23 protein-coding genes are annotated in these 25,926 nt (G+C 60.2%); 4 read left to right on the forward strand and 19 right to left on the reverse strand.

Going from position 1 to position 25,926, the window contains the following annotated elements; genetic code table 11:
- Positions 1-103: 103 nt before the first annotated feature.
- On the reverse strand, positions 104-1,639 hold the full coding sequence (gene lysS / locus AB5Z05_RS13680) for a lysine--tRNA ligase (RefSeq protein ID WP_005335201.1): 1,536 nt from the start codon (positions 1,637-1,639) through the stop codon (positions 104-106).
- A gap of 16 nt (positions 1,640-1,655) precedes the next feature.
- Positions 1,656-2,754 (reverse strand): peptide chain release factor 2 gene (gene prfB / locus AB5Z05_RS13685; protein WP_100645262.1). Its coding sequence is split into 2 segments (ribosomal slippage): positions 1,656-2,678 and positions 2,680-2,754, totalling 1,098 coding nucleotides; the frame shifts between segments, so codons are not numbered across the junction.
- A 256-nt stretch (positions 2,755-3,010) separates the two neighbouring features.
- Here prfB and AB5Z05_RS13690 point away from each other — a divergent pair.
- Positions 3,011-4,882 (forward strand): methyl-accepting chemotaxis protein, encoded by a 1,872-nt coding sequence (locus tag AB5Z05_RS13690; protein ID WP_368151934.1) that lies wholly within the window; start codon positions 3,011-3,013, stop codon positions 4,880-4,882.
- Between the two features lie 231 nt (positions 4,883-5,113).
- Here the strand turns inward: AB5Z05_RS13690 and gltS are convergent, their stop codons facing one another.
- Complete coding sequence (gltS, locus tag AB5Z05_RS13695) at positions 5,114-6,313, reverse strand: sodium/glutamate symporter (RefSeq protein ID WP_005348115.1); 1,200 nt, start codon at positions 6,311-6,313, stop codon at positions 5,114-5,116.
- 446 nt (positions 6,314-6,759) lie between these two features.
- Between gltS and ansA the strand changes: the two genes are divergently transcribed.
- On the forward strand, positions 6,760-7,767 hold the full coding sequence (gene ansA / locus AB5Z05_RS13700; protein WP_005335195.1) for an asparaginase: 1,008 nt from the start codon (positions 6,760-6,762) through the stop codon (positions 7,765-7,767).
- Positions 7,768-7,903: 136 nt separating this feature from the next.
- On the opposite strand, the gene AB5Z05_RS13705 is transcribed toward ansA, so the two are convergent.
- Both AB5Z05_RS13705 and AB5Z05_RS13710 read right to left on the reverse strand, forming a co-directional pair.
- Positions 7,904-8,197, reverse strand: a complete 294-nt coding sequence (locus AB5Z05_RS13705) for a YeaC family protein (RefSeq protein WP_011707127.1) — start codon at positions 8,195-8,197, stop codon at positions 7,904-7,906.
- A gap of 90 nt (positions 8,198-8,287) precedes the next feature.
- Positions 8,288-9,721 carry a glyceraldehyde-3-phosphate dehydrogenase gene (locus AB5Z05_RS13710; RefSeq protein WP_368151906.1) on the reverse strand — a complete coding sequence of 478 codons (1,434 nt, stop codon included), beginning with the start codon at positions 9,719-9,721 and terminating at the stop codon, positions 8,288-8,290.
- Between the two features lie 211 nt (positions 9,722-9,932).
- Between AB5Z05_RS13710 and AB5Z05_RS13715 the strand changes: the two genes are divergently transcribed.
- Both AB5Z05_RS13715 and AB5Z05_RS13720 read left to right on the forward strand, forming a co-directional pair.
- Complete coding sequence (locus tag AB5Z05_RS13715) at positions 9,933-10,733, forward strand: DUF2989 domain-containing protein (protein ID WP_368151908.1); 801 nt, start codon at positions 9,933-9,935, stop codon at positions 10,731-10,733.
- 7 nt (positions 10,734-10,740) lie between these two features.
- Positions 10,741-11,304 (forward strand): NUDIX domain-containing protein, encoded by a 564-nt coding sequence (locus tag AB5Z05_RS13720; RefSeq protein ID WP_368151910.1) that lies wholly within the window; start codon positions 10,741-10,743, stop codon positions 11,302-11,304.
- 105 nt (positions 11,305-11,409) lie between these two features.
- Here AB5Z05_RS13720 and lipA read toward each other — a convergent pair whose 3' ends face one another.
- From lipA to leuS, 14 genes are all read right to left on the reverse strand, one after another.
- A complete protein-coding gene (lipA, locus tag AB5Z05_RS13725; protein WP_005335190.1) occupies positions 11,410-12,375 on the reverse strand; it encodes a lipoyl synthase in 966 nt (321 codons plus the stop codon).
- A complete protein-coding gene (gene lipB / locus AB5Z05_RS13730; protein ID WP_040066806.1) occupies positions 12,372-13,049 on the reverse strand; it encodes a lipoyl(octanoyl) transferase LipB in 678 nt (225 codons plus the stop codon). Before lipB ends, lipA begins: the two co-directional genes overlap by 4 nt.
- A gap of 62 nt (positions 13,050-13,111) precedes the next feature.
- Entirely contained in the window at positions 13,112-13,375 is a 264-nt protein-coding gene (gene ybeD, locus AB5Z05_RS13735) for a DUF493 family protein YbeD (RefSeq protein ID WP_005335178.1), read from the reverse strand.
- A 292-nt stretch (positions 13,376-13,667) separates the two neighbouring features.
- Positions 13,668-14,864, reverse strand: coding sequence for a D-alanyl-D-alanine carboxypeptidase family protein (locus tag AB5Z05_RS13740; protein ID WP_005335176.1), 1,197 nt, complete (start codon positions 14,862-14,864; stop codon positions 13,668-13,670).
- 186 nt (positions 14,865-15,050) lie between these two features.
- A complete protein-coding gene (locus tag AB5Z05_RS13745; protein ID WP_368151912.1) occupies positions 15,051-16,031 on the reverse strand; it encodes a septal ring lytic transglycosylase RlpA family protein in 981 nt (326 codons plus the stop codon).
- Positions 15,973-16,971 carry a lytic murein transglycosylase B gene (gene mltB / locus AB5Z05_RS13750; RefSeq protein WP_368151914.1) on the reverse strand — a complete coding sequence of 333 codons (999 nt, stop codon included), beginning with the start codon at positions 16,969-16,971 and terminating at the stop codon, positions 15,973-15,975. The genes AB5Z05_RS13745 and mltB overlap by 59 nt, the downstream gene beginning before the upstream one ends.
- Positions 16,971-18,074, reverse strand: coding sequence for a rod shape-determining protein RodA (rodA, locus tag AB5Z05_RS13755; RefSeq protein WP_005335170.1), 1,104 nt, complete (start codon positions 18,072-18,074; stop codon positions 16,971-16,973). The genes mltB and rodA overlap by 1 nt, the downstream gene beginning before the upstream one ends.
- Positions 18,067-19,989: a penicillin-binding protein 2 gene (gene mrdA, locus AB5Z05_RS13760; RefSeq protein ID WP_103250745.1), complete on the reverse strand. Its 1,923-nt coding sequence runs from the start codon at positions 19,987-19,989 to the stop codon at positions 18,067-18,069. Before mrdA ends, rodA begins: the two co-directional genes overlap by 8 nt.
- A gap of 103 nt (positions 19,990-20,092) precedes the next feature.
- Positions 20,093-20,560, reverse strand: a complete 468-nt coding sequence (gene rlmH, locus AB5Z05_RS13765; RefSeq protein ID WP_005335166.1) for a 23S rRNA (pseudouridine(1915)-N(3))-methyltransferase RlmH — start codon at positions 20,558-20,560, stop codon at positions 20,093-20,095.
- Between the two features lie 19 nt (positions 20,561-20,579).
- Positions 20,580-20,921 (reverse strand): ribosome silencing factor, encoded by a 342-nt coding sequence (gene rsfS / locus AB5Z05_RS13770; RefSeq protein WP_005335165.1) that lies wholly within the window; start codon positions 20,919-20,921, stop codon positions 20,580-20,582.
- A gap of 103 nt (positions 20,922-21,024) precedes the next feature.
- The gene (gene nadD / locus AB5Z05_RS13775) at positions 21,025-21,675 is read right to left on the reverse strand and encodes a nicotinate-nucleotide adenylyltransferase (RefSeq protein ID WP_368151916.1); all 651 of its coding nucleotides are present in this window, start codon (positions 21,673-21,675) and stop codon (positions 21,025-21,027) included.
- Positions 21,669-22,706 (reverse strand): DNA polymerase III subunit delta, encoded by a 1,038-nt coding sequence (gene holA / locus AB5Z05_RS13780; RefSeq protein WP_368151918.1) that lies wholly within the window; start codon positions 22,704-22,706, stop codon positions 21,669-21,671. Before holA ends, nadD begins: the two co-directional genes overlap by 7 nt.
- Positions 22,706-23,188 carry an LPS assembly lipoprotein LptE gene (gene lptE / locus AB5Z05_RS13785; RefSeq protein ID WP_005335160.1) on the reverse strand — a complete coding sequence of 161 codons (483 nt, stop codon included), beginning with the start codon at positions 23,186-23,188 and terminating at the stop codon, positions 22,706-22,708. Before lptE ends, holA begins: the two co-directional genes overlap by 1 nt.
- Positions 23,189-23,301: 113 nt before the next feature.
- A complete protein-coding gene (gene leuS, locus AB5Z05_RS13790) occupies positions 23,302-25,878 on the reverse strand; it encodes a leucine--tRNA ligase (RefSeq protein ID WP_368151920.1) in 2,577 nt (858 codons plus the stop codon).
- Positions 25,879-25,926: the final 48 nt, after the last annotated feature.

Genomic DNA, 25,926 nt, shown 5'->3' on the forward strand with positions numbered 1-25,926 from the left:
ATTTATAAAGTGATTTAGCGGTAAAGAAGATAGAAAAACGCCCCGCTGTTGCGGGGCGTTTTCAAGCTATCGCGCTCGGGATGGATCCCGGCGGGCATGAACCTTACTTCTGCGGACGCAGTGCCGGGAACAGAATGACGTCACGGATGGTGTGGCTGTTGGTGAACAGCATTACCAGACGGTCGATACCGATACCCTGACCGGCAGTCGGCGGCAGGCCGTGTTCCAGCGCGGTGACGAAGTCGGCGTCGTAGAACATGGCTTCGTCGTCGCCTGCTTCTTTCTGATCAACCTGATCCTGGAAGCGCTTGGCCTGGTCTTCTGCATCGTTCAGCTCGGAGAAGCCGTTGGCCAGCTCGCGGCCACCGATGAAGAATTCGAAGCGGTCGGTTACGTCCGGGTTCACGTCGTTGCGGCGGGCCAGCGGAGAAACGGCGGCCGGGTACTCGGTGATGAAGGTCGGTTGCAGCAGCATGTGCTCCACGGTCTCTTCGAAGATCGCGGTGATCACGTGGCCCAGCTCCCAGCCCTTCATCAGCTCGATGTGCAGACGCTTGGCAACGGCCTTGGCGCTCTCGAGGGTAGCCAGATCGTCCAGAGTTACATCCGGGTTGAACTTCAGGATGGACTCGACCATGGTGAGGCGCTGGAACGGCTGACCGAAATCGATGGTCAGGCCCTCTTCGCCCTCTTTGGCGTAACGGATCTTGGTGTCACCCAGAATGTCCTGCGCCAGGGTGCGCAGCAGCTCTTCGGTCAGGTCCATCAGATCGATGTAGTCGGCGTAGGCCATGTAGAACTCGATCATGGTGAACTCGGGGTTGTGACGCACCGAGATGCCTTCGTTACGGAAGTTGCGGTTGATCTCGTAGACACGCTCGAAACCACCGACCACCAGACGCTTCAGATAGAGCTCCGGAGCGATACGCAGGTACATGTCGATGTCCAGCGCATTGTGGTGAGTGACGAACGGACGCGCGGAGGCACCACCCGGGATGACTTGCATCATCGGGGTTTCCACTTCCATGAAGCGCTTTTCGTTGAAGAACTTGCGGATACCGGCAACCACCTGGGTGCGGATCATGAAGGTCTTGCGGGACTCTTCGTTGGCGATCAGATCCAGGTAGCGCTGGCGGCAGCGAGCTTCCTGGTCGGTCAGGCCTTTGTGCTTCTCGGGCAGCGGACGCAGCGCCTTGGTCAGCAGGCGGATATCGGAAACGTGAACGGAGAGCTCACCGGTCTGGGTCTTGAACAGGGTACCTTCGACACCCACGATGTCGCCCAGATCCCACTTCTTGAACTGCTCGTTGTAGAAACCTTCCGGCAGGTCGTCACGGGTGACGTAGACCTGGATCTTGCCGGCCATGTCCTGCAGGGTGGCGAAAGAAGCCTTGCCCATGATCCGGCGGGTCATGATGCGACCGGCAATCTTCACCCGTTTACCCAGGCTCGTCAGCTCCTCGGCGCTTTTGTCGTCGAACTCTGCGTGCAGATCGCCAGAGAGGCTGTCGCGACGGAAGTCGTTGGGGAAAGGATTACCCTGGGCGCGCAGGGCGGCCAGCTTGGAACGACGCTCGGTCATCTCGTTGTTGAGTTCGAGAGTTTGGTCGACTTCCGGAGTGATGGTTTGTTCAGACATGGTGATTCCTGCTTGTTTACAGACCTGATTTCAGGCTGGCTTCGATAAACTTGTCCAAGTCACCGTCGAGCACCGATTGGGTATTACGGGTTTCGACGCCGGTGCGCAGATCCTTGATACGGGAGTCATCCAGCACATAGGAACGGATCTGGCTGCCCCAACCGATATCAGACTTGGTCTCTTCCAGGGCTTGTTTCTCAGCGTTCTGCTTCTGAATTTCCAGCTCGTAGAGCTTGGCTTTCAACTGCTTCATACACTGGTCTTTGTTTTTGTGCTGGGAACGGTCGTTCTGGCACTGTACCACGACACCGGTCGGAACGTGGGTAATACGCACCGCGGATTCGGTTCGGTTAACGTGCTGACCACCGGCACCGGAGGCACGGTAGACGTCGATCCGCAGATCCGCCGGGTTGATCTCGATATCGATATCGTCATCGATCTCGGGGTAGACGAACACAGAACAGAAGGAGGTGTGACGGCGGCCACCGGAATCGAACGGGGACTTGCGAACCAGACGGTGTACGCCGGTTTCGGTACGCAGCCAGCCGAATGCATATTCGCCGGTGAACTTGATGGTGGCGGATTTGATACCAGCCACGTCGCCTTCGGAGCATTCAATCAGCTCGGGCTTGTAGCCGTGGGCATCGCCCCAGCGCAGGTACATGCGCAGCACCATGTTGGCCCAATCCTGCGCTTCGGTACCACCGGAGCCGGATTGAATATCGATATAGCAGTCGGAGCCGTCGTGCTGGCCGGAGAACATGCGGCGGAACTCGAGGTCCACCAGCTTGGCTTCCAGTTGTTCGGATTCGGCGATGGCTTCGTTGAAGGTCTCTTCGTCTTCCCCTTCCACGGCCAGGCTCACCAGCATCTCGACGTCATCCACGCCCTGGGTCAGGGTGTCGATGGTGCCGACCACGTTTTCCAGCGCGACGCGCTCTTTGCCCAGCGCCTGTGCGCGCTCGGGTTCATTCCATACGTCCGGCTGTTCCAGCTCGGCGTTGACCTCTTCTAGACGCTCTTTCTTGGCGTCATAGTCAAAGGTACCCCCTAAGAAGCTCGGTCCGCTCAGACAGCTCCTTAAGTTTATTTAATACGGGATTAACTTCGAACATCGTGAAAACTCTCAGGGTCGATGTGATTTAAAAACGGGATATTCTAGCCAATTGTGGAAGGAATAAACAGGGTTGCCTTGGCTTGTGCGGCTCATGCCGTCAATTTCTGGTGCACTTTTCTCCACCTCGGTAGAAAATATCGCCCGCCGACCCATTTTCAGGTTCAGTTTTGGCCATTCGGGTCGCTAATGACTACGTGTAGTGTTGTGCAATTTAGGGAAAAACCCGCTCCTCACCTCAATAAGAAGAACACATGATGAAAAACCTGTCACTCAAGCAGAAGATACTGTTGTCAGTGGTGATCGCCCTTTCGTTGGTGATTTTGTTGCTCTCCTGGCAGAGCTATAGCAGCCAGAAATCCCTGTTGCTGCAAGGCAGCCAGGAGCAGTTGCAACGGCTGGGCTCCCAGCAGGCCGAGCGTGTCAGCGACTGGCTCGCAGCCCGTCGCGACGTGATCCAGGCGCTCGGCAACAAGGCCGGTGCCGAACCCCTCAATGCCTTGCAACAGGCACAAGTTTCCGGCCGTTTCCAGCTCACCTATTTCGGTGAGAGCAGTGGCAAGATGAATGACTCCGATCCCTCCATCAACCGCGATGGCTACGACCCGCGCTCCCGTGGCTGGTATCAGGAGGCGATGAGCAAAGGTGGCCTGATTGTCACCAAACCCTATCTCGACGTGGCTTACAACATCATGGTGGTGACCCTGGCCCAGCCTGTTTCTGGCGGGGTAGTCGGTGGTGACCTCTCCATCGCTTCGCTGGTGGAAGACGTGACCAAGATGCAGCTGCCTGCCGACGGTTTCGCCATCATGATGCACAAGGATGGCACCATCATCGCCTACAAGGATGCCGCCAAGGCGATGAAACCGGCCAGCGAGATCGACAACGATCTGACCAATGCGCTGATCGAGCAGAGCAAGTCGAGCAAGGATTTGGTACCAGCTTATTTTGACAGCGAAGGTCGCGACAAGCTGCTGTGGGCGGCTGATATCCCCGACACGGATTGGGAACTGGTGCTGGTGCTGGACAAGGCCGCGCTGGAAGCGCCGCTCTCCTCCCTGCTGATGACCCAGCTGGGGATGGCGCTGCTGGTGCTGGTGGGTAGCATCCTCGCTATCTCCTGGCTGGTCAGCATGCTGCTGGGCCCGCTCACCAAGGTCTCCCAGGCGCTGGCCCGCATTGCCGATGGTAACGGTGATCTGACCCAGCGCATCAAGATCGACGCCAACGACGAAGTGGGACAACTGGCCAACAGCTTCAACCGTTTCGTCGGCAGCCAGCATCAGCTGATCGGCAATATCCGTCAGCTGGCCAACGAGTTGAACGCCGATGCCGAGCGCAGTCTGGTGACCAACCAGGCCGCGGTGGACGAGCTGCAGCGTCAGCAGCAGGAGGTGACCATGGTCGCCACGGCGGTCACCGAGATGGCGAGCGCTACCATGGAGATCGCCGGCAACGCCGAGAACACCGCCGCCGCTGCCCAGCAATCTGCCCAGAGCAGTGAGCAGGGCAAGATGCTGGTCAACAAGACCCGCCAGTCCATCAATGGTCTGGCTGAAGAGGTGGGGCAGGCGACCGAGGTGATCGGCGAGCTGAGCCGTCACGCGCAGGCCATTACCAGCATTCTCTCCACCATTCAGGGGATTGCCGAGCAGACCAACCTGCTGGCGTTGAACGCGGCCATTGAAGCGGCCCGTGCTGGTGAGCAGGGTCGTGGTTTTGCGGTGGTGGCTGACGAGGTGCGTGTGCTGTCTCGCCGTACTCAGGACTCCACCCAGCAGATCCAGTCCACCATCGAGACCCTGCAACAGACCACCGCCCGCGCGGTGAGCCTGATGCAGACCAGTCAGGGGCTGGCGGACAATAGTGTGCAGGATGCCGATCAGGCGGTGCGCGCGCTGGAAGAGATCACCAGCGCCATCTCCCTCATCTCCGACATGGCGGGTCAGATCGCCACTGCCGCCGAGGAGCAGACTCAGGTGACCGGCGAGATCACCCAAAACACCACCGCTATCAAGGATGTGAGTGACGAGATCACCGCCGCCGCCATGCGCGATCTGGATCAGGCCCACAGCCTCAAAGGGCGTGCTGCTGACCTGAACCAGCAGGTGTCGACCTTTATCCTGTAAGGTGCAACTCACTGCCTGTTCCGGCTGAGATAAACAAGCCCCGCCCTCTGTCGAGTGCGGGGCTTTTTGTTGTTCGGAGGAGTGCGGGATGTGGGGACTTCGGGTTTTCTGAGTTGCTCGCGGGTCATCCTGGTGCCGGGTACGTGCCCCTGCGTCAGCTGGCGAGTCGATAACAAACAAAGAGCCCACCGAAAGGTGGGCTCTGATCATATACGTCTGACGGAAAGGGAATTACAGGAATGGCATCGCCATAAACAGCTTGATCACCATGGCGTTGATGATGTCGATAAAGAAGGCGCCCACCATGGGCACCACCAGAAACGCCAGGTGGGAGGGACCGAAGCGCTGGGTGATGGCCTGCATGTTGGCGATGGCTGTCGGGGTGGCCCCCAGGCCAAAGCCGCAGTGACCTGCCGCCAGCACGGCCGCATCGTAATTTTTGCCCATGACCCGGAAGGTGACGAAGATGGCGTAGAGCGCCATCGCCACGGTCTGGGCGGCCAGTAGGATGAAAATGGGCAGCGCCAGGCTGGCCAGATCCCACAGTTTCAGGCTCATCAGCGCCATGGCGAGGAACAGCGACAGGCTGACGTTGCCCAGCAGGGAGACCTCGCGATCGCTCACCTCATGCCAATTCAACAGGGTCAGGACGTTGCGCAGCAGCACGCCGACAAACAGCACGCAGACGAAGATCGGCAGCTCGAAGGCGCCCCCTTTGAGCGAGGCGGAGAGCAGCTCGCCGCCCTTGAGGCTGATGGCGATCAGCGCCAGCGTCTCGATGACGCTGAAAGTGGTGAGGGGGCGCTCCATGTCGGGCATTTCGAAGCCCTGGGGGGCCTCATCCTGATTGTGCTCCTCACCGGGTACCTGCACTTTCTTCACCAGATAGCGAGCCACCGGGCCGCCAATCAGGCCGCCCAGCACCAGACCGAATGTGGCACAGGCGATGGCGAGCTCAGCGGCGGATTGCACGCCGTACTTCTCGGAGAAGGTGGCACTCCAGGCCGCTCCGGTGCCGTGGCCGCCGGAGAGAGTGATGGAGCCGGCCAGCAGCCCCATGTGGGGATCCAGACCGAGCAGGGTAGCCAGACCGACACCCAGACTGTTTTGCACCAGCAGCAGGCCGGTGACCACCATCAGGAAGGTAACCACCGCCTTGCCGCCGCGTTTCAGGCTGGCGAGATCGGCGGAGAGACCGATGGAGGCGAAGAAGGCCAGCATCAGCGGGGTTTGCAGACTGGTATCAAATTGCAGCTCCATTTGCAGGGTGGAGCGCAGCAGTAGCAGTACCAGCGCGACCACCAGGCCGCCGGCTACCGGTTTGGGGATGTTGAAGGTACGCAGCAGCCCGACTCGGGTAACCAACACCCGGCCAAGCAGCAATACCAGAGTGGCAGCGACCAGCGTTGCGTAGGAATCAAGTTGTAACATTCAGTACTCCCATGTTGATTGGCTGTGTCTTTCATAGCAAAAGACTTACAGATTCAGCCGGGATGAAAACAGTGTGGCTTATGTGCCAGCAAAGAAGGGGAAACATCTCCCCGCCCCAGGAAAGATGGGGCTTGTGCGGGCCTGAAATGCTCAGGCATCCAGATGAGATTTTAGTAAAATCCGGCGGATTGTAGCAAAAAGCATCGTTTAATTCCATCTTTGTCGTATTAATGCTCGTTTTAGTGGTTTATTGTGATATTTAACACTATGTAGGTAGAGGGCAGAAAAGCCGAAAAGGGTGCATGGAACGGCTGTCATTTGGGGCGTCAGTCTCTATAATTCGCCGGTTTCCGCTGCACGCAGAGGCGCTGGCGGGCGTTGACATTGTGGTTCACCCCGACATGGTTCATGTTTTGGCGGTGTTCACTTCATCAAGAGGAGAGGGTGTGAAGAAGTCTATCTACATTGCCTACACAGGCGGCACCATTGGGATGCAGCGTTCCGATCACGGCTACGTGCCGATGGCGGGCTTTATGGAAGACTGTCTGGCGCGGATGCCCGAGTTCCACCGCCCCGAGATGCCGGATTACCATATCCACGAGTATGCGCCCCTCATCGACTCCTCCGACATGACCCCGGCGGATTGGCAGCGCATCGCCGAAGACATTCGTGACAACTACGAGAAATACGATGGTTTCGTGATCCTGCATGGCACCGACACCATGTCGTTCACCGCCTCGGCGCTCTCTTTCATGCTGGAAGATCTGCACAAGCCGGTCATCATCACCGGCTCCCAGATCCCGCTGGCCGAGCTGCGCTCCGACGGTCAGCAGAACCTGCTCAACGCCCTCTACATCGCGGCCAACTACCCGATCCACGAGGTGACGCTGTTCTTCAACAATCAGCTCTATCGCGGCAACCGCAGCAAGAAGGTGCACGCCGATGGCTTCCACGCCTTCGATTCGCCCAACTATCCGCCGCTGCTAAATGCCGGGATCGCCATCTCGCTGGAAGCGGGTGAGCTGGGTGTGCCGTCCGAGCGGCCGCTGGTGCTGCACGACATCACCCCCCAGCCCATCGGCGTGGTAACCCTCTATCCGGGGATCTCCAGTGAGGTGATCGCCAATATCCTGCAACAGCCGGTGAAGGCGCTGATCCTGCTGTCATTCGGGGTCGGCAATGCGCCGCAAAACCCGGCCATGCTGGCGCTGCTCTCCGAGGCTTCGGCCCGCGGCGTCATCATCGTCAACCTGAGCCAGTGCCTGCACGGCAAGGTCAATATGGGGGGCTATGCCACCGGCAATGCCCTGTCGCGGGCCGGGGTGATCTCGGGCTTTGACATGACCGCCGAAGCGGCGCTCACCAAGCTGCACTTCCTGCTGAGTCAGGACTTGCCATCCCACCGCATTCGCGAGTTGATGCAGCAGTCCCTGCGTGGGGAGCTGACTCCCTGATAACCCTCGCGGTAGGGTGCAATAAGCGCAGCGCATTGCACCGGTGACGAGGGGTGATAAGTTAGGAAAAAAGGGGGGAGCCATCATGGCTCCCCTCTCTAGTTGCGGCCGCAGCTGGTGGCCTGCCGGGTCAAGTTCAGTGGTTGAGGTCGACCCGCACTATCTCTTCCTCATCGCGATACTGACGCTTGAGCTCGCTCTTGCTCTTCATCACAATCTCGCCGTCACGACCTATGTTCATGTGCTCGGGATTGTCGAGGTGCATCGCCTGCCAGGCCATCACGGCTTGCAGGGAGGTGGCCTTCTGCTCGTCGGTCAGGGGCTTGCCATCGGGCCACTTGCCCAGCTCGACTGCGGTCTTGAGCCGCTCGTACACCTCTGCGGGCATCTGCCTGATAGCTTGTAAAAACTCACCCTGTTGAAACGACATCCGGCATTCTCCTTGAACTATTGAGCCATAAACTTCGGGGTCAGCCCGGCAGAGATCCTGGCGGGCTGTGCAGGTAGACCCTATCGGGGTCTATGCAGGTAGATCCTGGCGGACTACGCCAGCCATCTGCTCCATCACCCGCACTACCTGACAACTGTACCCGAATTCGTTGTCATACCATACGTAGAGCACACAATGATCCCCCTCGGCGATGGTCGCCTGGGAGTCGACGATGCCCGCATAACGGGAACCCACCATGTCGGAGGAGACCAGCTCGGTGCTGGCACTGAAGTCGATCTGGCGATGGAGGGCCGAGCTTAACGCCATCTGCTGCAGATAGGCGTTGAGGCTCTCCCGATCGGTGGCCTGCTCCAGTGACAGATTGATAATCGCCAGCGAGACGTTGGGGGTCGGCACCCGGATGGCGTTGCCGGTCAGCTTGCCCTTGAGTTCGGGCAGCGCCTTGGCCACTGCCTTGGCGGCGCCGGTGCTGGTCATCACCATATTGAGGGCCGCGCTGCGACCGCGGCGCTCGCCTTTGTGATAGTTGTCGATGAGGTTCTGATCGTTGGTGTAGGAGTGGACCGTCTCCACGTGGCCGTGGCGGATGCCGAACCGCTCCTGCATCACCTTGAGTACCGGAGTGATGGCATTGGTGGTGCAGGAGGCGGCGGAGATGATCCTGTCATCGGGACCTATCACCTCATGGTTGACCCCGAACACCACGTTCTTCATCTCCCCTTTGCCGGGAGCGGTCAGCAGCACCTTGCCGGCACCGCGCGCTTTCAGGTGCTCGGAGAGATCCGCTTCATCGCGCCAGACGCCGGTGTTGTCGACGATCAGCGCATCGTGAATGCCGTAGGCTGTGTAGTCGATGTCGGCCGGGCTATTGGCGTAGATCACCTGAATGAAGGTGCCGTTGGCAATGATGGCGCTGCGCTCCACATCCACCTCGATGGAGCCATTGAAGGGGCCGTGCACCGAGTCGCGGCGCAGCAGGCTGGCGCGTTTTTCCAGATCTCCGTCGCGACCACCGCGTACCACGATGGCGCGCAGACGCAGCGGATTGGCAGCGCCGGTGCGCTCGATCAGCAGGCGGGCCAGCAGGCGGCCGATGCGGCCAAAGCCGTAGAGCACCACGTCGGTCGGCTGCGGCATCTGGCTGCGGCCAAGGGCCGGTGCCAGTCGCGCTTGCAGATAGTCCTCGATCCCCGCTTCATCCTGATGATCCTGCCAGTAGCCGACTGCCAGCTTGCCAAGGTCAACCTCGGCGGCGGTGGGTTTGAGGGCAACGATGGCCTGAAGCAGGGGGAAGCTTTGCTGGATGGGGAGGGGGGCGCCCTGGTGGCGGCGGACGACCCGGTGGGCCTTGAGGATATCGATGGTGGAGGCGTTTTGCAGCGGGCGGCCGTAGAGGGTGATCTCGACCCCTTGTTGTCGGTAGAGGCGACCAATCAAGGGCTGCATGGCTTCGGCGAGCTCCTGGCTCTCCTGCCACGCTTGCAAGTAGTGCTCGTGGGTCATTGACCAGATCCTTTATTTCACGTTGTTGGTGTAAATAGAAAATTCGTCGAATGCAGATCAGTGTAGGGGTGTATATTTCGTTATATTATTCTGCAATCGCGGCCTTATATGGCGCGCGCATTGTAATGGATATGTAACCGGTTTGCTAGCCGGAGGTGGCCCGTAAAGGCGCCAGTTGTTACCAACCCGCGTTACCAACAAGATGTGAACCATGGCCAATTTCCCCCTGCGACAGACCTTCATCATGCTTTCAGTCGGCCTTGCCGTGGCTGGCTGCAATGACGATCGGATCCACAATATCTGCAGCAACCATGCCGAGCTCTGTCAGGATCTGGTGGACGATGGCTGGTGCCGCTACGAGCGTACCGATGTGATCCGCAGTCGCTTCTATCTCAAGGAAGAGGGGACGGATCGGCGCAAGTACGAGCTGATGCGCAACCTTGAGCGCTATCTTAAGTGTGCCGAGCGCTCCACCAGCATTGAATACAAGAATGCCCGCGAGCAGAAGAGTCCACGGGTCGAGGGCATGCTGGCGGCCGGGGATCAGTTGGCCCAGCTCGATGCCGCGACCCGCAATTCGCAAGATCCCTACCTGCTGCTCTGGCACTGGACCAACAACACCAACGAGCTGGCTCGTCAGCAGTTTATGGCGCTGGAAGGCACCAAGGCGCTGGATGAACCCGAGCTGCAACTGGCGCTCGGCGGTATCTACGCCAAGAGCGACCCCGAAAAGGCCATTGCCACCCTGCAGCACGGGCTCTCCCTCTATCAGGAGGGGGACAAGGTCAACAGCCGCATGTTCACCTCCCTCAGCACCCTCTATATGGGCCAGAAACAGTATGGGCTGGCCTATCTGTGGGGCAAGGTGAGCGAATCGTTTCAGGATAGCCCCGAGGTCTCAGCCAAGCGTTTTGGCATCTACCACACCCTGAGCAAGACAGAGCAGGATGGTTACGATGTGCGGGCTGCCGAAATTGTCGAGCAGCTCCAGCACGGCAACTACCGGCCCTGAGGCAGTGATGACGATGCTCTCCCCGGCCAGCTGCTGGCCCAATCCGTTCGATCTCTCTTTCGTTCATGGCGAGGTACGTACCGATGGCCGTACGCTGGAGCGCCTCACGGTGCGTGCCGTGGTGCCTCGTGGCGACGAGCTGCTGCTCGTTCACTCCCGGGTCAACGGCGATCTGATGTTCCCCGGGGGCGGCATTGAAGCGGGGGAGAGCCACCATGTGGCGCTCGCTCGCGAGCTGCTGGAGGAGTGCGGTGCCGAGCTGCGGGAAGTGGGGGGCCTGCTTGGCGAGACCCGTGAATATCGCGCCGCCCGCGAGCCGGGGTTCGATGCCTACTGCATCCGCTCGCTCTACTATTTATGCCGGATTGGCGATCAGCTGGTGGCCCCGCAGCCGCAGCCCTACGAGATCCGCCTTGGCTTCGTGCCCGGCTGGTTTGCCCTCGACGAGGCGCTGCAGACCAACAAAACCCAGCTGGCGGGGCCCTGTCCCCAGTGGACGGCGCGAGAGACCCGGGTGCTGGCCCAGTTGCAACGCTGGCATCAGCAGGGGATCTTCGACCACGGCGACTGAAGTAGATCAAGCCGCAACGGTCAGTGATACCAACAAAAAGAGCGCCAATAGGCGCTCTTTTTCATTGTGAGGGTGGCGGTTACTTGGCCACTCTGTCGTGCGAGATCATTTGACCTCTTCGCCCTTGGCTTGCAGATCAGCATGGTAGGAGGAGCGAACGAAAGGACCACAGGCGGCGTGAGTAAAGCCCAGCTCCATGGCGACATCTTTCAGCTCGTCAAACTCTGCGGGCGGCACGTAGCGCTTGACCGGCAGGTGGTGGCGGCTCGGCTGCAGATACTGACCCAGGGTCAGCATGTTGACGCCGTGGGCGCGCAGATCCTTGAGCACCTCGACGATCTCTTCGTTGGTCTCGCCAAGGCCCATCATCAGACCGGACTTGGTCGGTACGTGGGGGTGCATCTCCTTGATGCGGCGCAGCAGCTCCAGCGACCACTTGTAGTCGGCACCCGGGCGGGCGACGCGATACATGCGCGGCGCGGTTTCTAGGTTGTGGTTGAAGACATCCGGCGGGGTCTCGCGGAACACCTCCAGTGCCTGCTCCATCCGGCCGCGGAAGTCCGGGGTCAGGATCTCGATGCGGGTCTGCGGGCTGTGCTCGCGGATCTCGCGGATGCAGTCGGCGAAGTGCTGGGCACCGCCGTCGCGCAGATCGTCGCGGTCCACCGAGGTGATCACCACATACTTGAGGTTCATCTCCTTGATGGTCAGCGCCAGCTTCTTCGGCTCTTCCGGATCGAGTGCCAGCGGGCGGCCGTGGGCCACGTCGCAGAAGGGGCAACGACGGGTGCAGATGGCGCCCATGATCATGAAGGTGGCGGTGCCGTGGTTGAAGCACTCCGCCAGATTGGGGCAGGAGGCCTCTTCACACACCGAGTGCAGCTTGTTTTTGCGCAAGGTGCTCTTGATGTGTTCGATCTTCTGGCTGGAGGGGGGCAGCTTGATCCGCATCCAGTCCGGCTTGCGAAGGAGTTCTTCGTTGGGATCCGGCATGAATTTCACCGGGATCAGGGCCATCTTGTCGCCATCGCGCAGCTTGACGCCCGGCTCCATACGAACGGGTTTGCTCATGATTCACTCTCGGTGTTTGTTATTGTTTGATAGCCAATCAGGCGGGCCAGTTCGGCCACCAGAATGGATTGCGCCTCGGCCACGCTCTGCGGGCCGCCCAGGGCGCTGGTCTGGGTCATGGCCATGCCCGCATAGCCGCACGGATTGATGTGCAGGAAGGGGGTCATGTCCATGTTGATGTTGAGGGCCAGCCCGTGGAACGAGCACCCCTTACGGATGCGCAGACCCAGCGAGGCCAGTTTTGCCTCCATGCCAAGGTCATTTTTCACATAGACCCCGGGGGCATCGGCCTTGGCATAAGCCTGGATATCGCTTTTGGCGAGGGTATTGATGATGGCTGTCTCCAGCGCGGTCACCAGCTCGCGAACCGAGAATTTGCAGCGGCGGACATCCACCAGTACGTAGAGCACCAGCTGGCCCGGGCCGTGATAGGTCACCTGACCGCCGCGGTCGCTCTGCACCACCGGGATATTGCCCGGATTGAGCAGGTGTTCGGCCTTGCCGGCCTGACCCTGGGTGTAGACGGGATCGTGCTCGACCACCCAGAACTCGTCCGGGGTGTCGCTGGTGCGGTTGTCGGTGAAGGCTTTCATGGCGTCCCATACCGGTTGGTAGGGGCGGCGACCCAGCTGCCTGACAATCAGGCTGGACTGGGCGGGGATCTGGGATGACATGGCGTCCTCGCGGCGTGCTGCGGCCAAAAACAGTCGCCCCGCAGAACGGGGCGAGAGAGAAATTACAGTACGTATTTCACCAGCTCGATCTTGCCAAGGGCGTGGTACATCGCTTCGATGTGCTCTTTGCTCTGGGCAGTCACGGTCACGCGGACCGAGTGGTAGTTGCCCTTGGAGCTGGGCTGGACGGTCGGGCTGTAGGTGCCGGGGGCGTGCTGCTGCAGCACTTCAACCACCATTTCCGGCAGTGCCGGGTCGGCAACGCCGAGTACCTTGAACGGGAATTTGCAGGGAAACTCCAGCAGTTCATCAAACTTGGTATTCATTTACTCACCTTTTGCGTCATCACCGGGATGACTTCATCTTGGATGGCTAGTGGCCGATGGCCCGTGGAGGCCGCCATTTCAAGTCTATATGGGCACGGCTCATAACTATATGGGCGCTGCCCGGACCGGGATCAAGGCCAGGATCGGTCAGACAAGGATGGAAGTGCTGCTTTTTACCACAAATCAGGGTAAGGCGGAACCTGCAGTTTACAGGGTTATTCACTGCCTTTGCCGGTCACAGACAGCAGCGGCGCCTGTTGGCGCCGCTGTTTGGTGAGGATTGTGCGTTGGATTACTTGAACCAGCTGGTGACCAGCAGTACCAGATAGTCCCACAGACGGCTCATCAAGCCACCTTCCTGCACCTCTTCCAGGGCAACCAGCGGCACCTGCTTGATCTCTTTGTCGCCCTGTTTCAGGAACACGGTACCGACGCGCTGCCCCTTGGCCAGCGGCGCTTTGAGTTCGCTGTCGAGCTGGAAGTCAGCCTTCAGGTTGTTGCCCTGACCGCGGGTGACCAGCACGGAGACATCCTTGTCGACGCCCAGTTTCACTTCCGGTTTGTCGCCCATCCAGATCTTCTGGGTGACCAGCTCGGTGCCTGCCTTGTACGGGGTCAGGCTCTGGAAGAAGCGGAAGCCATAGGTGAGCAGTTTTTTGCTCTCGGCTGCGCGGGAGGCTTCGCTGCTGGCGCCCAGTACCACGGCGATCAGGCGCATGCCTTCGTTGTTGGTGGCAGAGGAGACCAGGTTATAGCCGACCTGGCTGACGTGGCCGGTCTTGATGCCATCCACCTGCAGGGATTGATCCCACAGCAGGCGGTTGCGGTTGTGCTGGGTGATGCCGTTGAACACGAAGGATTTCTGGGAGTAGATCTTGTACTCCTCCGGCAGGTCGCGGATCAGCGCCTGACCCAGACGGGCCATGTCGTGAGCGGTACTGTAGTGACCTTCCGCATCCAGACCGTGCGGGTTCATGAAGTGACTGTCGTTCATGCCGAGCTTGGCGGCCCAGCTGTTCATCAAGCTGGCGAAGGAGTCGGTGCTGCCTGCCAGGAACTCGGCCATGGCGACGCAGGCGTCGTTGCCGGACTGGATGATGATGCCCTTGTTGAGATCATCAACGGAGACCTGCTTGCCCACCTCGATAAACATCTTGGAGGAGTCGGAGTAGTTCTTGGACCAGGCGTTCTGGCTGATGGTCACCATGTCGGTGCGCTTGATGTTCCCCTTCAGCAGCTCCTGGCCGATGATGTAGGAGGTCATCATCTTGGTCAGACTGGCGGGCGGCAGACGCTCTTCGGCATTCTGCTCGGCCAGCACCTGACCGGAGTAGTAGTCGATCAGAATATGGGCCTTGGCGGAGATCTCCGGCGCGGCGGGTACCACCATGGGCATGGCATTCGGGGTCGGTGTCGGCACCGGCGTATTGGCCTGGGCGGTTACGCTGATCAGTGAGGCCAGAAGAACTGAACGGGCAAATTTGGACATCTTGAAATTCCTGCGAGCCAGATGGGGATAAAATGCGGGCCTAACTATACCAGATGCGCCCGCAGGTTATAGCCCGAGATGGCGATCAGAACTGGTTTTTTATCCATCACTCCCTGTCATCACGCCATAAAACGACGTGATGACAGTGAGTAAGCGGTTAGTCACATCCGCGGCAAAAGGGGGCGATCAGGGCACGATAAAGGCCTGTTCCAGCCCGCCCTGACGTACTTTTTCCAGCACACTTGCCTGCTGGTCGGCGGCGACCGGGCCAATCAGCACCCGGAAAATGGCGCCATGAGCATCGATCCGGTAAGGCACGCCGTAACGCTGGGTCATCACCTTGCCCATCGCCTCGGCCCGATCCTGGGAGCCGCTGGCCAGTACCTGGATCATCTTGCCATCCCCACTGCTGGCGGGCGCTGCGGCCTTGGCAGGCGCTGGCTTGACAGGTGCCGCTTTGGCGGGGGTGGCGGCGGGTGCCTTGACAGGAGCTGGTTCGGCGGCGGGAGTGGCCATCGCCAGCGCGGTCGGTTCACCCAGGAAGCCATCTTGCGACAGTGTGTTGGAGGCCGCAGCTGGGGTGGTCGGGGTCATTTCGATGGGCTTCATTGGCTCCATGATCACCATCTGATCCGGGGTGTCGCTGATCAGTTCCAGCCGTACTCGGGCCTCACCGCTATCGACCATCTCCAGCTGCTTGGCCGCTGCGTAGGAGAGGTCGATCAGGCGCGGGCTATTGAACGGGCCGCGATCGTTGACCCGCACTATGGTCTCCAGCCCGTTGTCCAGATTGGTGACCCGCACATAGCTCGGGATGGGCAGGTTGCGGTGAGCGGCACTGAACAGCTTGCTGTCCAGCACATCGCCGTTGGCGGTCTTCTGGCCGTCCAGATCCGGCGACAACCAGCTGGCGGTGCCCTCTTCGCTGTAGTGTTTGATGTCGCGCCACACCTCGTGCTTCTGCTTGCCGATCCAGTAGTCCCGGTTGCCGCTGGCACTCAGGGGCTCGGGGCGCGGAATGGCGCCGGTGGCTTGCGGGATCTCGATAACGGGTGGCTTGCTGACCGGTGCTTGCGGCTCGACGGGGGCGCTCTGTTCCGGCTGGCTGCTACAGGCGGCCAGCAACAAGCTCAGGCTGAGCGGGAGGAGTTTGTGACGAAGATGCATACGCTTCCTGAATGGCTTGGCTAAGTTGATACACCGCCATCGCATAGAGTGGGCTGCGATTGTAACGGGTGATCACATAAAAGTTATGCCGTGCGACCCAGTATTCCGGTCCATCGGCTTGGGCAAGCGCCAGCAACTTGACCGGCGTCTGTGGGGCCAGCGGCGTGGCGAGCTCAATCCCTGCCGCCGCCAGTTCTGACCACTGTTGTGTTAACTCGGGCTCAGGCCTGAGTAGAGGTTCGACTGCCATCAACCCGATCTGGGCCGGTTCCACCACGGATTCGCCCCAGCGCCACTGGTGGCTGGCAAAATAGTTGGCCACGCTGCCGATGGCATCGACCGGGTTGGCAAACAGATCCCGCTTGCCATCCCCGTCAAAATCGACGGCGTAGTGGCGGTAGCTGGAGGGCATGAACTGCCCCATCCCCATGGCGCCAGCATAGGAGCCCTTGAGGGTATCGAGTTGCCACCCTTCCTCTTTGGCCAGCACCACCAGCTGGGCAAACTCCTTGGCAAAGAAGTCTGCCCGTTCCGGGTAGTGAAATCCCAGGGTGTAGAGGCTATCGAGCACCGGATGGCGGCCCATCTGGCGGCCGTAGAAGGTCTCGACCCCAATGATGGCGACGATGAGCGAGGCGGGCACTCGATAGGCCTGCTCCGCACGGGCCAGCGTCTCGGCATGTTGCTGCCAGAACTGCTGGCCGTCACGGATCCGGTCCGGGGTAACGAACAGCGGCCGGTAGCGATGCCAGGGTTTGGCCTCCCACGGCTTGCTGATGGTGTCTAGTACCTCCTGCCGCAACTGGGCGCGGGCCACTGCCGCCTGCAACTCCGCCAGCGGCACCTGCTGCTGTTCGGCAAGCAGGGCCAACCGATCCGGCGCCACGGCGGCGGTTGCCATCGTGGTGGCGAGAGAGAGCAGCAATCCGACCCGTTTCATCAGGCCAGCAGCCTTCTATGAGTCTGGATGGACATCAGTATGCCAAAGCCGGCCATCAGGGTCACCATGGAGGTGCCGCCATAGCTCACCAGCGGCAGGGGAACCCCCACCACCGGCAGGATGCCGCTCACCATGCCCATGTTGACGAACACATAGACGAAGAAGGTGAGAGTGATGGCGCCGCCCAGCAGTCGCTCGAAGCTGTTCTGGGCCTGCATCGAGATAAACAGACAGCGGCTGATGACGTAGAGGTAGAGCACCAGCAGCAGGGCAACCCCTACCAGACCAAACTCCTCGCTAAATACCGCGAAGATGAAGTCGGTGTGGCGCTCGGGCAAGAACTCCAGCTGGGACTGGGTCCCTTGCAGCCACCCCTTGCCGAAGACGCCACCGGAGCCGATGGCAATCTTGGACTGGATGATGTGGTAGCCGCGGCCGAGCGGGTCTTTCTCCGGGTCGAGCAGCATCAGCACCCGCTGGCGCTGGTAGTCGTGCATCAGGAAGAACCAGAGCACCGGCATAAAGGCCAGCATCAGCAGGACCGCCAAGCCGATCAGCCACCAGCTGAGCCCCGCCAGGAAGATGACGAAGAAGCCGGAGGCGGCCACCAGAATGGAGGTGCCAAGGTCAGGCTGGGCGGCGATCAGCAGGGTGGGCAGCAGCACCATGATGAGGGCGATCACCACATGGCTGAACTTGGGTGGCAGCGAGTGGCGACTGAGCCAGGCGGCCACCATGATCGGCATGGAGAGCTTCATCACCTCGGAGGGCTGGAACTTCATAAAGCCCAGATCGAGCCAGCGCTGGGCCCCCTTGCCGATGTGGCCGAATACGTCCACCGCAATCAGCATCAGCACCACCACGGCGAACAGCGGCACCGACCAGCGGGCGTAGAGGGAGGGGGGCAGCTGGGCAAGGCCGATCATCAGGGCAAAGGCGAGACCGCCGCGCACCAGCTGGCGCACGATGGAGTCCATATCCTGACCGGAGGCGGAGTAGAGCACCACCATGGAGAGGGTCATCACGGCCAGCAGACCGAGCAGCAGAGGCAAGTCGATATGCAGCTTGTACCAGATGCTCTGCTGGCGGGCAGAATTACTCATTGGGAGCGACCTCACTCGGTTGGGACGGCTTTTCCGGTGCCGGTGGCAGTTGCGGATCAGGGGGCAGCAGATAGGCATCCAGCATTTGGCGTGCAATGGGCGATGCAGCTCGACCACCACCACCTCCGATGGAGTTTTCCAGTACCAGAGCTACCACCGCTTTGGGCGCCTCGAAGGGGGCATAAGCAACGAACAAAGCGTTATCGCGATGTTCCGCCTTGACCGTCTTGATGTTGTAAACCTGATTTTCCTTCAAACCGACTACCTGGGCTGTGCCCGATTTGCCGCCTGAGGAGTAAGGCGCCTTGGCAAACGAGTGACGGCCACTGCCTTCACTGCCATGGTTGACTCGCCACATCCCATCCTGCGCCACTTTCCAGAAGCTGTCGTTCTTGAGCTTGAGGGCGATATTGGGGTTGATGGGGGCATCGACCACCCCCGCCTGGGAGGCTGTGCTCTTGAGCAGGTGCGGGGTGACGTCGTGACCATTCTGGGTCAGGATGCTGATCGCTTTGGCCAGTTGGAGCGGGGTGGCGCTCCAGTAGCCCTGACCGATACCGACAGAGATGGTGTCACCCTGATACCAGGGCTGGCGCCAGCGGGCCATCTTCCAGTCACGGGACGGCATGACCCCCTTGGTCTCTTCATAGAGATCGACCCCGGTGTACTGACCGAAGCCAAACTTGGTCATGTAGCTGTGGATCTTGTCGATGCCGACTCGATAGGCGAGATCGTAGAAGTAGGTATCTGCCGAGACCTCGATGGCGCGATAGACGTCGAGCCAGCCATGACCCCAGCGGCGCCAGTCGCGAAATTTCTTGGTGGTACCGGGAATGGAGAAGCTCGGGCCGCCGAAATAGCGGTAGCCCGGGGTGATGGCCCCCTCGTTGAGACCCATGATGGACATCATGGGCTTGACGGTGGAGGCAGGGGCATAAATGCCCTGAGTGGTGCGATTCACCAGTGGCCGCGCCGGATCGTTGAGCAGCGCCGAGTAGTTGGCGCTGGAGATACCGGTCACGAACAGGTTGGGGTCGTAGCTGGGGCTCGACTCCAGGGCCAGGATGGCGCCGGTTTTCGGGTCCATCATCACGATGGCTCCGCGCTGGCCAGCCAGCAGTTGCTGGGCCTTGAGCTGCATCCGGACGTCGATATTGAGGTAGATATCCTTGCCGGGAATAGGCGGCTGGAACTTGAGGGTGCGGACAATCCGGCCGCGGTTGTTCACCTCGACCTCCTGATAGCCCGCCACGCCGTGCAGCTCATCCTCGTAATACTTCTCCACCCCCTGCTTGCCGATATCCTTGGTGGCCGCATAGTTGGCGAGTTTTTCTTCCTTCTCGAGGCGCTCCACGTCACGGGTATTGATCTTGGCCACATAGCCCAAAGCATGGGTGAGGGTGTCACCAAACGGGTAGTAGCGTTTGAGGTAGGCCTCGATGCTGGCGCCCGGGTAGTTGTGCTGGTTGACCGAGAAGAGGGCCACTTGATATTCGGTCAGCTTCTCGTAGAGGGGGACCGGCTTGAAGCGGCGCTGGCGCTTCACTTCGGCGAGGAACTTCTCCTTGGTGCCTTCCGGCAGACCCAGCAGGGTGATCAGCTGGTCGGCGGTTTTTTCGAGATCCTTGGTCTCTTCCGGCACGATTTCCAGACTGTAGACCGGGCGGTTTTCCGCCAGCAGCACACCGTTGGTGTCATAGATGAGGCCCCGTGGCGGCGCCACCGGCACCACGCGGATTCGGTTGGAGTTGGAACGAGTCTGGTAGGTGTCGTAGGACTCGACCTGCAGATAATAGAGATTGCCCAGCAGCACCAGCATCAGCACGACGATACCGATGTAGGCTACCAGGGTGCGCCGGAAGAACAGATTGCCCTCGGCACTGTGATCGCGCATTTCGATGCGTTGTTTCAGCATGCCTTTACCTCAAGACCCTTGGGGGCAATAAGAGCAGGAACTGCATTGTTCACTCTCTGTGATAGGGGTGAATATGAGCGGTGAGACTCCAGAGACGCATGGCTCACTCTCTATGATACGGATGATTGGTGGTGATGCTCCAGGCCCGATAGAGGCTCTCTGCCACCAGCACCCGCACCAGCGGATGGGGCAGGGTGAGCGGTGACAGTGACCAGCTCTGTTCGGCGGCAGCTTTGCACTCGGGGGACAAGCCTTCCGGCCCGCCTACCAGCAGCGCGACATCGCGGCCATCGAGTTTCCACGCCTCCAGCTGGGTCGCCAACTGCTCCGTGGTCCAGGGCTTGCCCGGAATGTCGAGGGTGACGATGCGAGAGCGCCCCGCAGCCGCCAGCATGGCTTCCCCTTCCTTCTGCAGGATGCGGGGAATGTCGGCATTTTTGCCCCGTTTGCCTGCGCCGATCTCGACGAGTTCAAACGGCATGTCTTTGGGGAAGCGGCGACGATACTCTTCGAAGCCATGCTCTACCCAGGCGGGCATCTTGGTGCCCACCGCAATCAACTGGATCTTCATGGTCGTTACACTTGTGCTCTTATTGCGTATTCATTTGAGCGGCACCGCTCCACAGCTTTTCCAGTTGGTAGAAGTCACGATGTTCATCCTGCATCACATGCACGATCACCGAGCCCATATCTACCAGCACCCATTCACCGCTCAGTTGCCCTTCCACGCTCAGCAGATCCAGACCCGCGTGGCGGGCTTCGCTGGCCAGATGGTGGGCAATGGCGCTGACGTGACGACTGGAGTTGCCGGAACAGATGATCATGGTGTCAGTAATGCTGGATTTGCCGCGTACATCAAGGGTGATGATGTCGCGGCCTTTCATGTCATCGATCTTGTCGATGATAAAGGCATGCAATTCTTGGCCTTGCAATGAGTCTCTCCTGTATTCCGGCGCGCAGCGTTTGCGTCAGGGCGGCAGATTATATCATGGTCACTCCCGTTTCCCATCGGGTGGGGCAGGATTACGACAGGGGCTAGCGGCGGTTGGCGCGGTAGAGCCCCTGTTGATCAATATAGTGCGCAACCGACTCGGGCAAGAGGTAGCGGGTGTCTTGCCCCTCATCCAGCAAGGCTCGCAGTCGGGTGGCTGACAGTTCGATGGGCTGGTTGTCCGCCAGCCAGATATGACCGGCCAGACGCTGATGCAGCGCGTTGGCATCTGTGGTGCGATGGCGCGCCAGCAACTGTGCCACCCCGGCCGGATAATCCGGTTGCCAGCCCGGCCGCACGCTTACCACCAGATGGGCATGGTCGAGCAGCTCCTGCCAGCGGTGCCAGCTTGGCAGGCTCAGCAGGGAATCCATCCCCATCAGAAAACAGAGCGGCGTATCGGGCAGTTCATGACGCAGCTCGATAAGGGTATCGATGGTGTAAGAGGGCTTGTCCCGTCTCAGCTCCCGCTCATCCACCACAAAGTGGTGGTTCTCTGCCGCCGCCAGTTTGACCATGGCGAGGCGCTGTTCGCTCGAGCAGAACGGATTGGCGCGGTGGGGCGGGATATGGTTCGGGATCAGCCGCATCTCGGCCAGCCCGAGGGCATCGCGCGCCTCGATGGCCGGGCGAAGATGGCCGATATGGATGGGGTCGAAGGTGCCGCCAAGCAAACCGACAGGCGCCTTCAGCACGGGCTGCTCTCCATCACCAGCGGCAGCGGGGTGCCATCACGAAAGCCGAGGGCAATGGTCTGCAACATCAGCCAGGCCTGCTCGGTATCGAAGCGGCGCTGGGCATCGTCCAGCTGGGCCATCAGTTGCCACAGTTGCTGCAACTTGGCAAACGGCAGTCGGGTCAGCGCTTGCTGAATGAGCTGCTGGCGGCTCTGCCAGATGCGCAGGCGGCTGAAGTGCTCACCCAGCGGCTGGCCGTTGCGCATCGCCAACGACAGCTCGGTCAGCTGCTCCAGCTCGCGGCAGAGGGTCCAAGCCAGCATCCCCGGCTCGGTGCCTTCGGCCCGCAGGGCGGCCAGAATGCGCTGGGCCCGGTTCACCTTGCCCTCCAGCAGGGTATCGACCAGCTGGAACGGGGTGAAGTGGGCGTGGCGGATAATGGTCTCTTGCAGATAGGTGACGCTGATGGGCTGAGGCGGCGAGAGCAGGGTCAGCTTCTCGATCTCCTGGCTGGCGGCCAGCAGGTTGCCCTCGTAGGAGTGGCACATGAAGTTGATGGCATCCGGCAGCGCCTTGAGGCCGAAACGCGCAAAACGGGCGCTCATCCAGCGCGGGAAAAACTTGGGCTCCGGATGGTTGACCGGCACATAGGTGCCAATCTGGTAGAGCTTGTCGAACCAGGCTGCCTTCATCTGGGTCTGGTTGAGGCGACCGCCACTCAGCACCAGCAGCAGGTCGGGATGAAGCTGCTTGCCAATTTCGCTGATGCGGGCAGCGAGATCCTTGTCCACCTTGGCGGGCAGCTCCAGCTCGATGATCTGGCGGGCGGAGAAGAGGCTCATGGCCTGACAGGCATCGTAGACCTGATTCCAGTCCAGCCCTTGCTCCACCACGAAGGTGTGGCGCTCATCGAAACCCTGCTTGCGGGCGTTCTGACGGATGGCATCGATGGCCTCCAGTCGCAACAGGGGCTCGTCGCCAAAAACGAGATAGCAGGGCCGAAGCCCTGCTTTGAGGTGGTCACCAAATTGTTCCGGGTAAATCCGCATCAGAAGCTGACCTGACTCAACTGCCGGATCACCTGATTGGCCGCCTGCTCCTGCATCTCGCGGTTGAGCTGCTCCTGCTCACGGGAGGAGGCGAGCGCTGCATCCGGCTTGTTGAGGAAGCTGCGGTTGAAGTTGATGGGGAAGACTTGAGTCGGTTTGCCCGGTACCGAGATGGTGAACTGGGTACCAAAGCCCAGCACATATTCGGTGTCCGTCCCCAGCGCGTTGACCGAGGCGACCTGACTGGTGCTGCCTACGCCGCCCAGAGTGAGCACCGGAATGCCCTCCTTGTCGGCCAGGGTCACGCCAGAGGCCTTCAGACGGGTGGTAACCATCCGGTAGAAGTCGCTCTTGTTGTCGCCCACGACCTTCATGGTCATCAGCTCGCTCGGAATGCCGTTGCCGCGCATGTGAAAGCCGCAGCCTTGCAGCAGCAGACCAGCCAGCACGATGGCCATCCAGCGGGTGAAGATGGTGCCCATAGAAAATCCTCTTTGCATTAAGGGAAAGCGGCGGGCGCAGGGCCCGCCGTTATCATCCGTTTGCTGTCACAGATTGGCAATGATCAGTTGGTAACCAATCAGTTGGCAGCCAATTAGTTAGCGACAATATTGAGCAGCTTGCCAGGTACATAGATCACCTTGCGCACGGTCAGACCGTCGGTGAACTTCTGCACGGAGGCATCGGCCATTGCCAGCTTCTCGACGTCGGCCTGGCTGATCTCGGCCGGCACGGTCAGCTTGCCGCGCATCTTGCCGTTGATCTGTACCACCACCAGCTTCTCGGTCTCGACCATGGCCGCTTCATCGGCCACCGGCCAGGCTGCGTGGTCGATGTCGTCGCCCTTGCCCAGCATCTTCCACAGCTCGAAGCCGATGTGCGGAGTGATGGGGTAGAGCATGACTACCACGGCTTCCAGCGCTTCCTGCATCAGGGCGCGGTCCTGCTCGTCGTTGCCCAGCTTGGAGAGATTGTTCATCAGCTCCATGATGGCGGCGATGGCGGTGTTGAAGGTCTGACGGCGACCCACGTCATCGCTTACCTTGGCGATGGTCTTGTGCAGTTCACGGCGTACCGCTTTCTGCTCGTTGGTGAGAGCAGCCAAATCCAGCGCGGCAACGGCGCCACCGGAGACGTGCTCGAAGGTGACGCGCCACAGGCGACGCAGGAAGCGCTGGGCTCCCTCTACGCCGGAGTCGGACCACTCCAGGGTCATCTCGGCCGGAGAGGCGAACATCATGAACAGACGGACGGTATCGGCGCCGTAACGCTCGACCATCAGCTGCGGGTCGATGCCGTTGTTCTTGGACTTGGACATCTTGGTCATGCCGGAGTGCATTACCTCACGACCTTCGTTGTCGATGGCCTTGGTGATGCGACCCTTCTCGTCACGCTCTACCTTGACGTCAGTCGGGCTGACCCAGACGTTGCCGCCCTTCTCGTCTTTGTAGTAGAAGGCGTCGGCCAGCACCATGCCCTGGCAGAGCAGACGCTTGAACGGTTCGTCGCTGTTCACGAGCCCTGCGTCACGCAGCAGCTTGTGGAAGAAGCGGGCGTAGAGCAGGTGCATACAGGCGTGCTCGATACCGCCGATGTACTGATCCACCGGCAGCCAGTGGTTGGCAGCCGCCGGATCCAGCATGCCCTTGTCGTAGTCCGGGGAGCAGTAGCGGGCGTAGTACCAGGAGGACTCCATAAAGGTGTCGAAGGTATCGGTCTCGCGGAACGCTTCCTGACCGTTGTAAGTGGTCTTGGCCCACTCGGCGTCGGCCTTGATCGGGCTCTGGATACCATCCATCACCACATCTTCCGGCAGCAGCACCGGCAGTTGATCTTCCGGCGTCGGCACTACGGAGCCGTCAGCCAGAGTCAGCATCGGGATGGGGGCACCCCAGTAGCGCTGACGGGAGACACCCCAGTCGCGCAGACGGTAGTTGATGGTGCGTTTGCCCTTGCCGAGACCTTCCAGCTTGCTGGCGATGGCATCGAAGGCGCCCTGGAAGTCGAGACCGTCGAACTCGCCAGAGTTGAACAGCACGCCTTTCTCGGTATAAGCGGCGTCGCTCACGTCGACGTCGCCATCAACCGGCTTGATCACCGCCTTGATGTCGAGGCCATATTTGGTGGCGAACTCGAAGTCACGCTGATCGTGGGCCGGAACCGCCATCACTGCGCCGGTGCCGTAGTTCATCAGCACGAAGTTGGCGACCCAGACCGGTACCTTGCGGCCATCCAGCGGGTGAATGGCGTAGAGGCCGGTGGCCATGCCTTTCTTCTCCATGGTTGCCAGTTCTGCTTCGGCTACCTTGGTGTTCTTGCACTCTTCGATGAAGGCGGCCAGCTCCGGATTGTTCTGGGCTGCTTGCAGCGCCAGCGGGTGACCGGCAGCGATACCGACATAGGTGACGCCCATGAAGGTGTCCGGACGGGTGGTGTAGACCTCCAGCTGCTCAGCCTGACCCTCGATAGCGAAGCTGATGTTGACCCCTTCGGAGCGGCCAATCCAGTTGCGCTGCATGGTCTTGACCATTTCCGGCCAGCCTTCCAGATTGTCGATGTCGCTGAGCAGCTCTTCTGCGTAGTCGGTGATCTTGATGAACCACTGGGGGATCTCTTTCTGCTCCACCGGGGTGTCACAGCGCCAGCAGCAGTTGTCGACAACCTGCTCGTTGGCCAGCACTGTCATGTCGTTCGGGCACCAGTTGACGGAGGAGGTCTTTTTGTAGACCAGACCCTTCTCGTAGAGCTTGGTGAAGAACCACTGCTCCCAGCGGTAGTAATCCGGTTTGCAGGTGGCGACTTCACGATCCCAGTCATAACCCAGACCCAGCATCTTCAGCTGGTTCTTCATGTATTCGATGTTTTCGTAGGTCCAAGGCGCCGGTGCGGTATTGTTTTTGATCGCGGCGTTCTCGGCCGGCAGACCGAATGCATCCCAACCGATGGGTTGCAGCACGTTCTTGCCATTGAGGCGTTGATAACGGGAGATCACATCACCTATGGTGTAGTTACGAACGTGCCCCATGTGTAGTCGACCAGACGGATAGGGGAACATGGACAGGCAGTAGAACTTCTCCTTGTCTACCTTCTCCACGGCCTTGAAGGTTTTCTTGGCATCCCAGTGCTTTTGCACTGCTGGTTCGATTGATTGGGGAACGTATTGCTCTTGCATTGGTGACATCCGGATCTGTGAAATGAATAGATAAATCAGCTGGGAAAT

This window comes from Aeromonas sp. R2-4 (assembly GCF_040908365.1).
Lineage (GTDB): Bacteria > Pseudomonadota > Gammaproteobacteria > Enterobacterales > Aeromonadaceae > Aeromonas > Aeromonas veronii.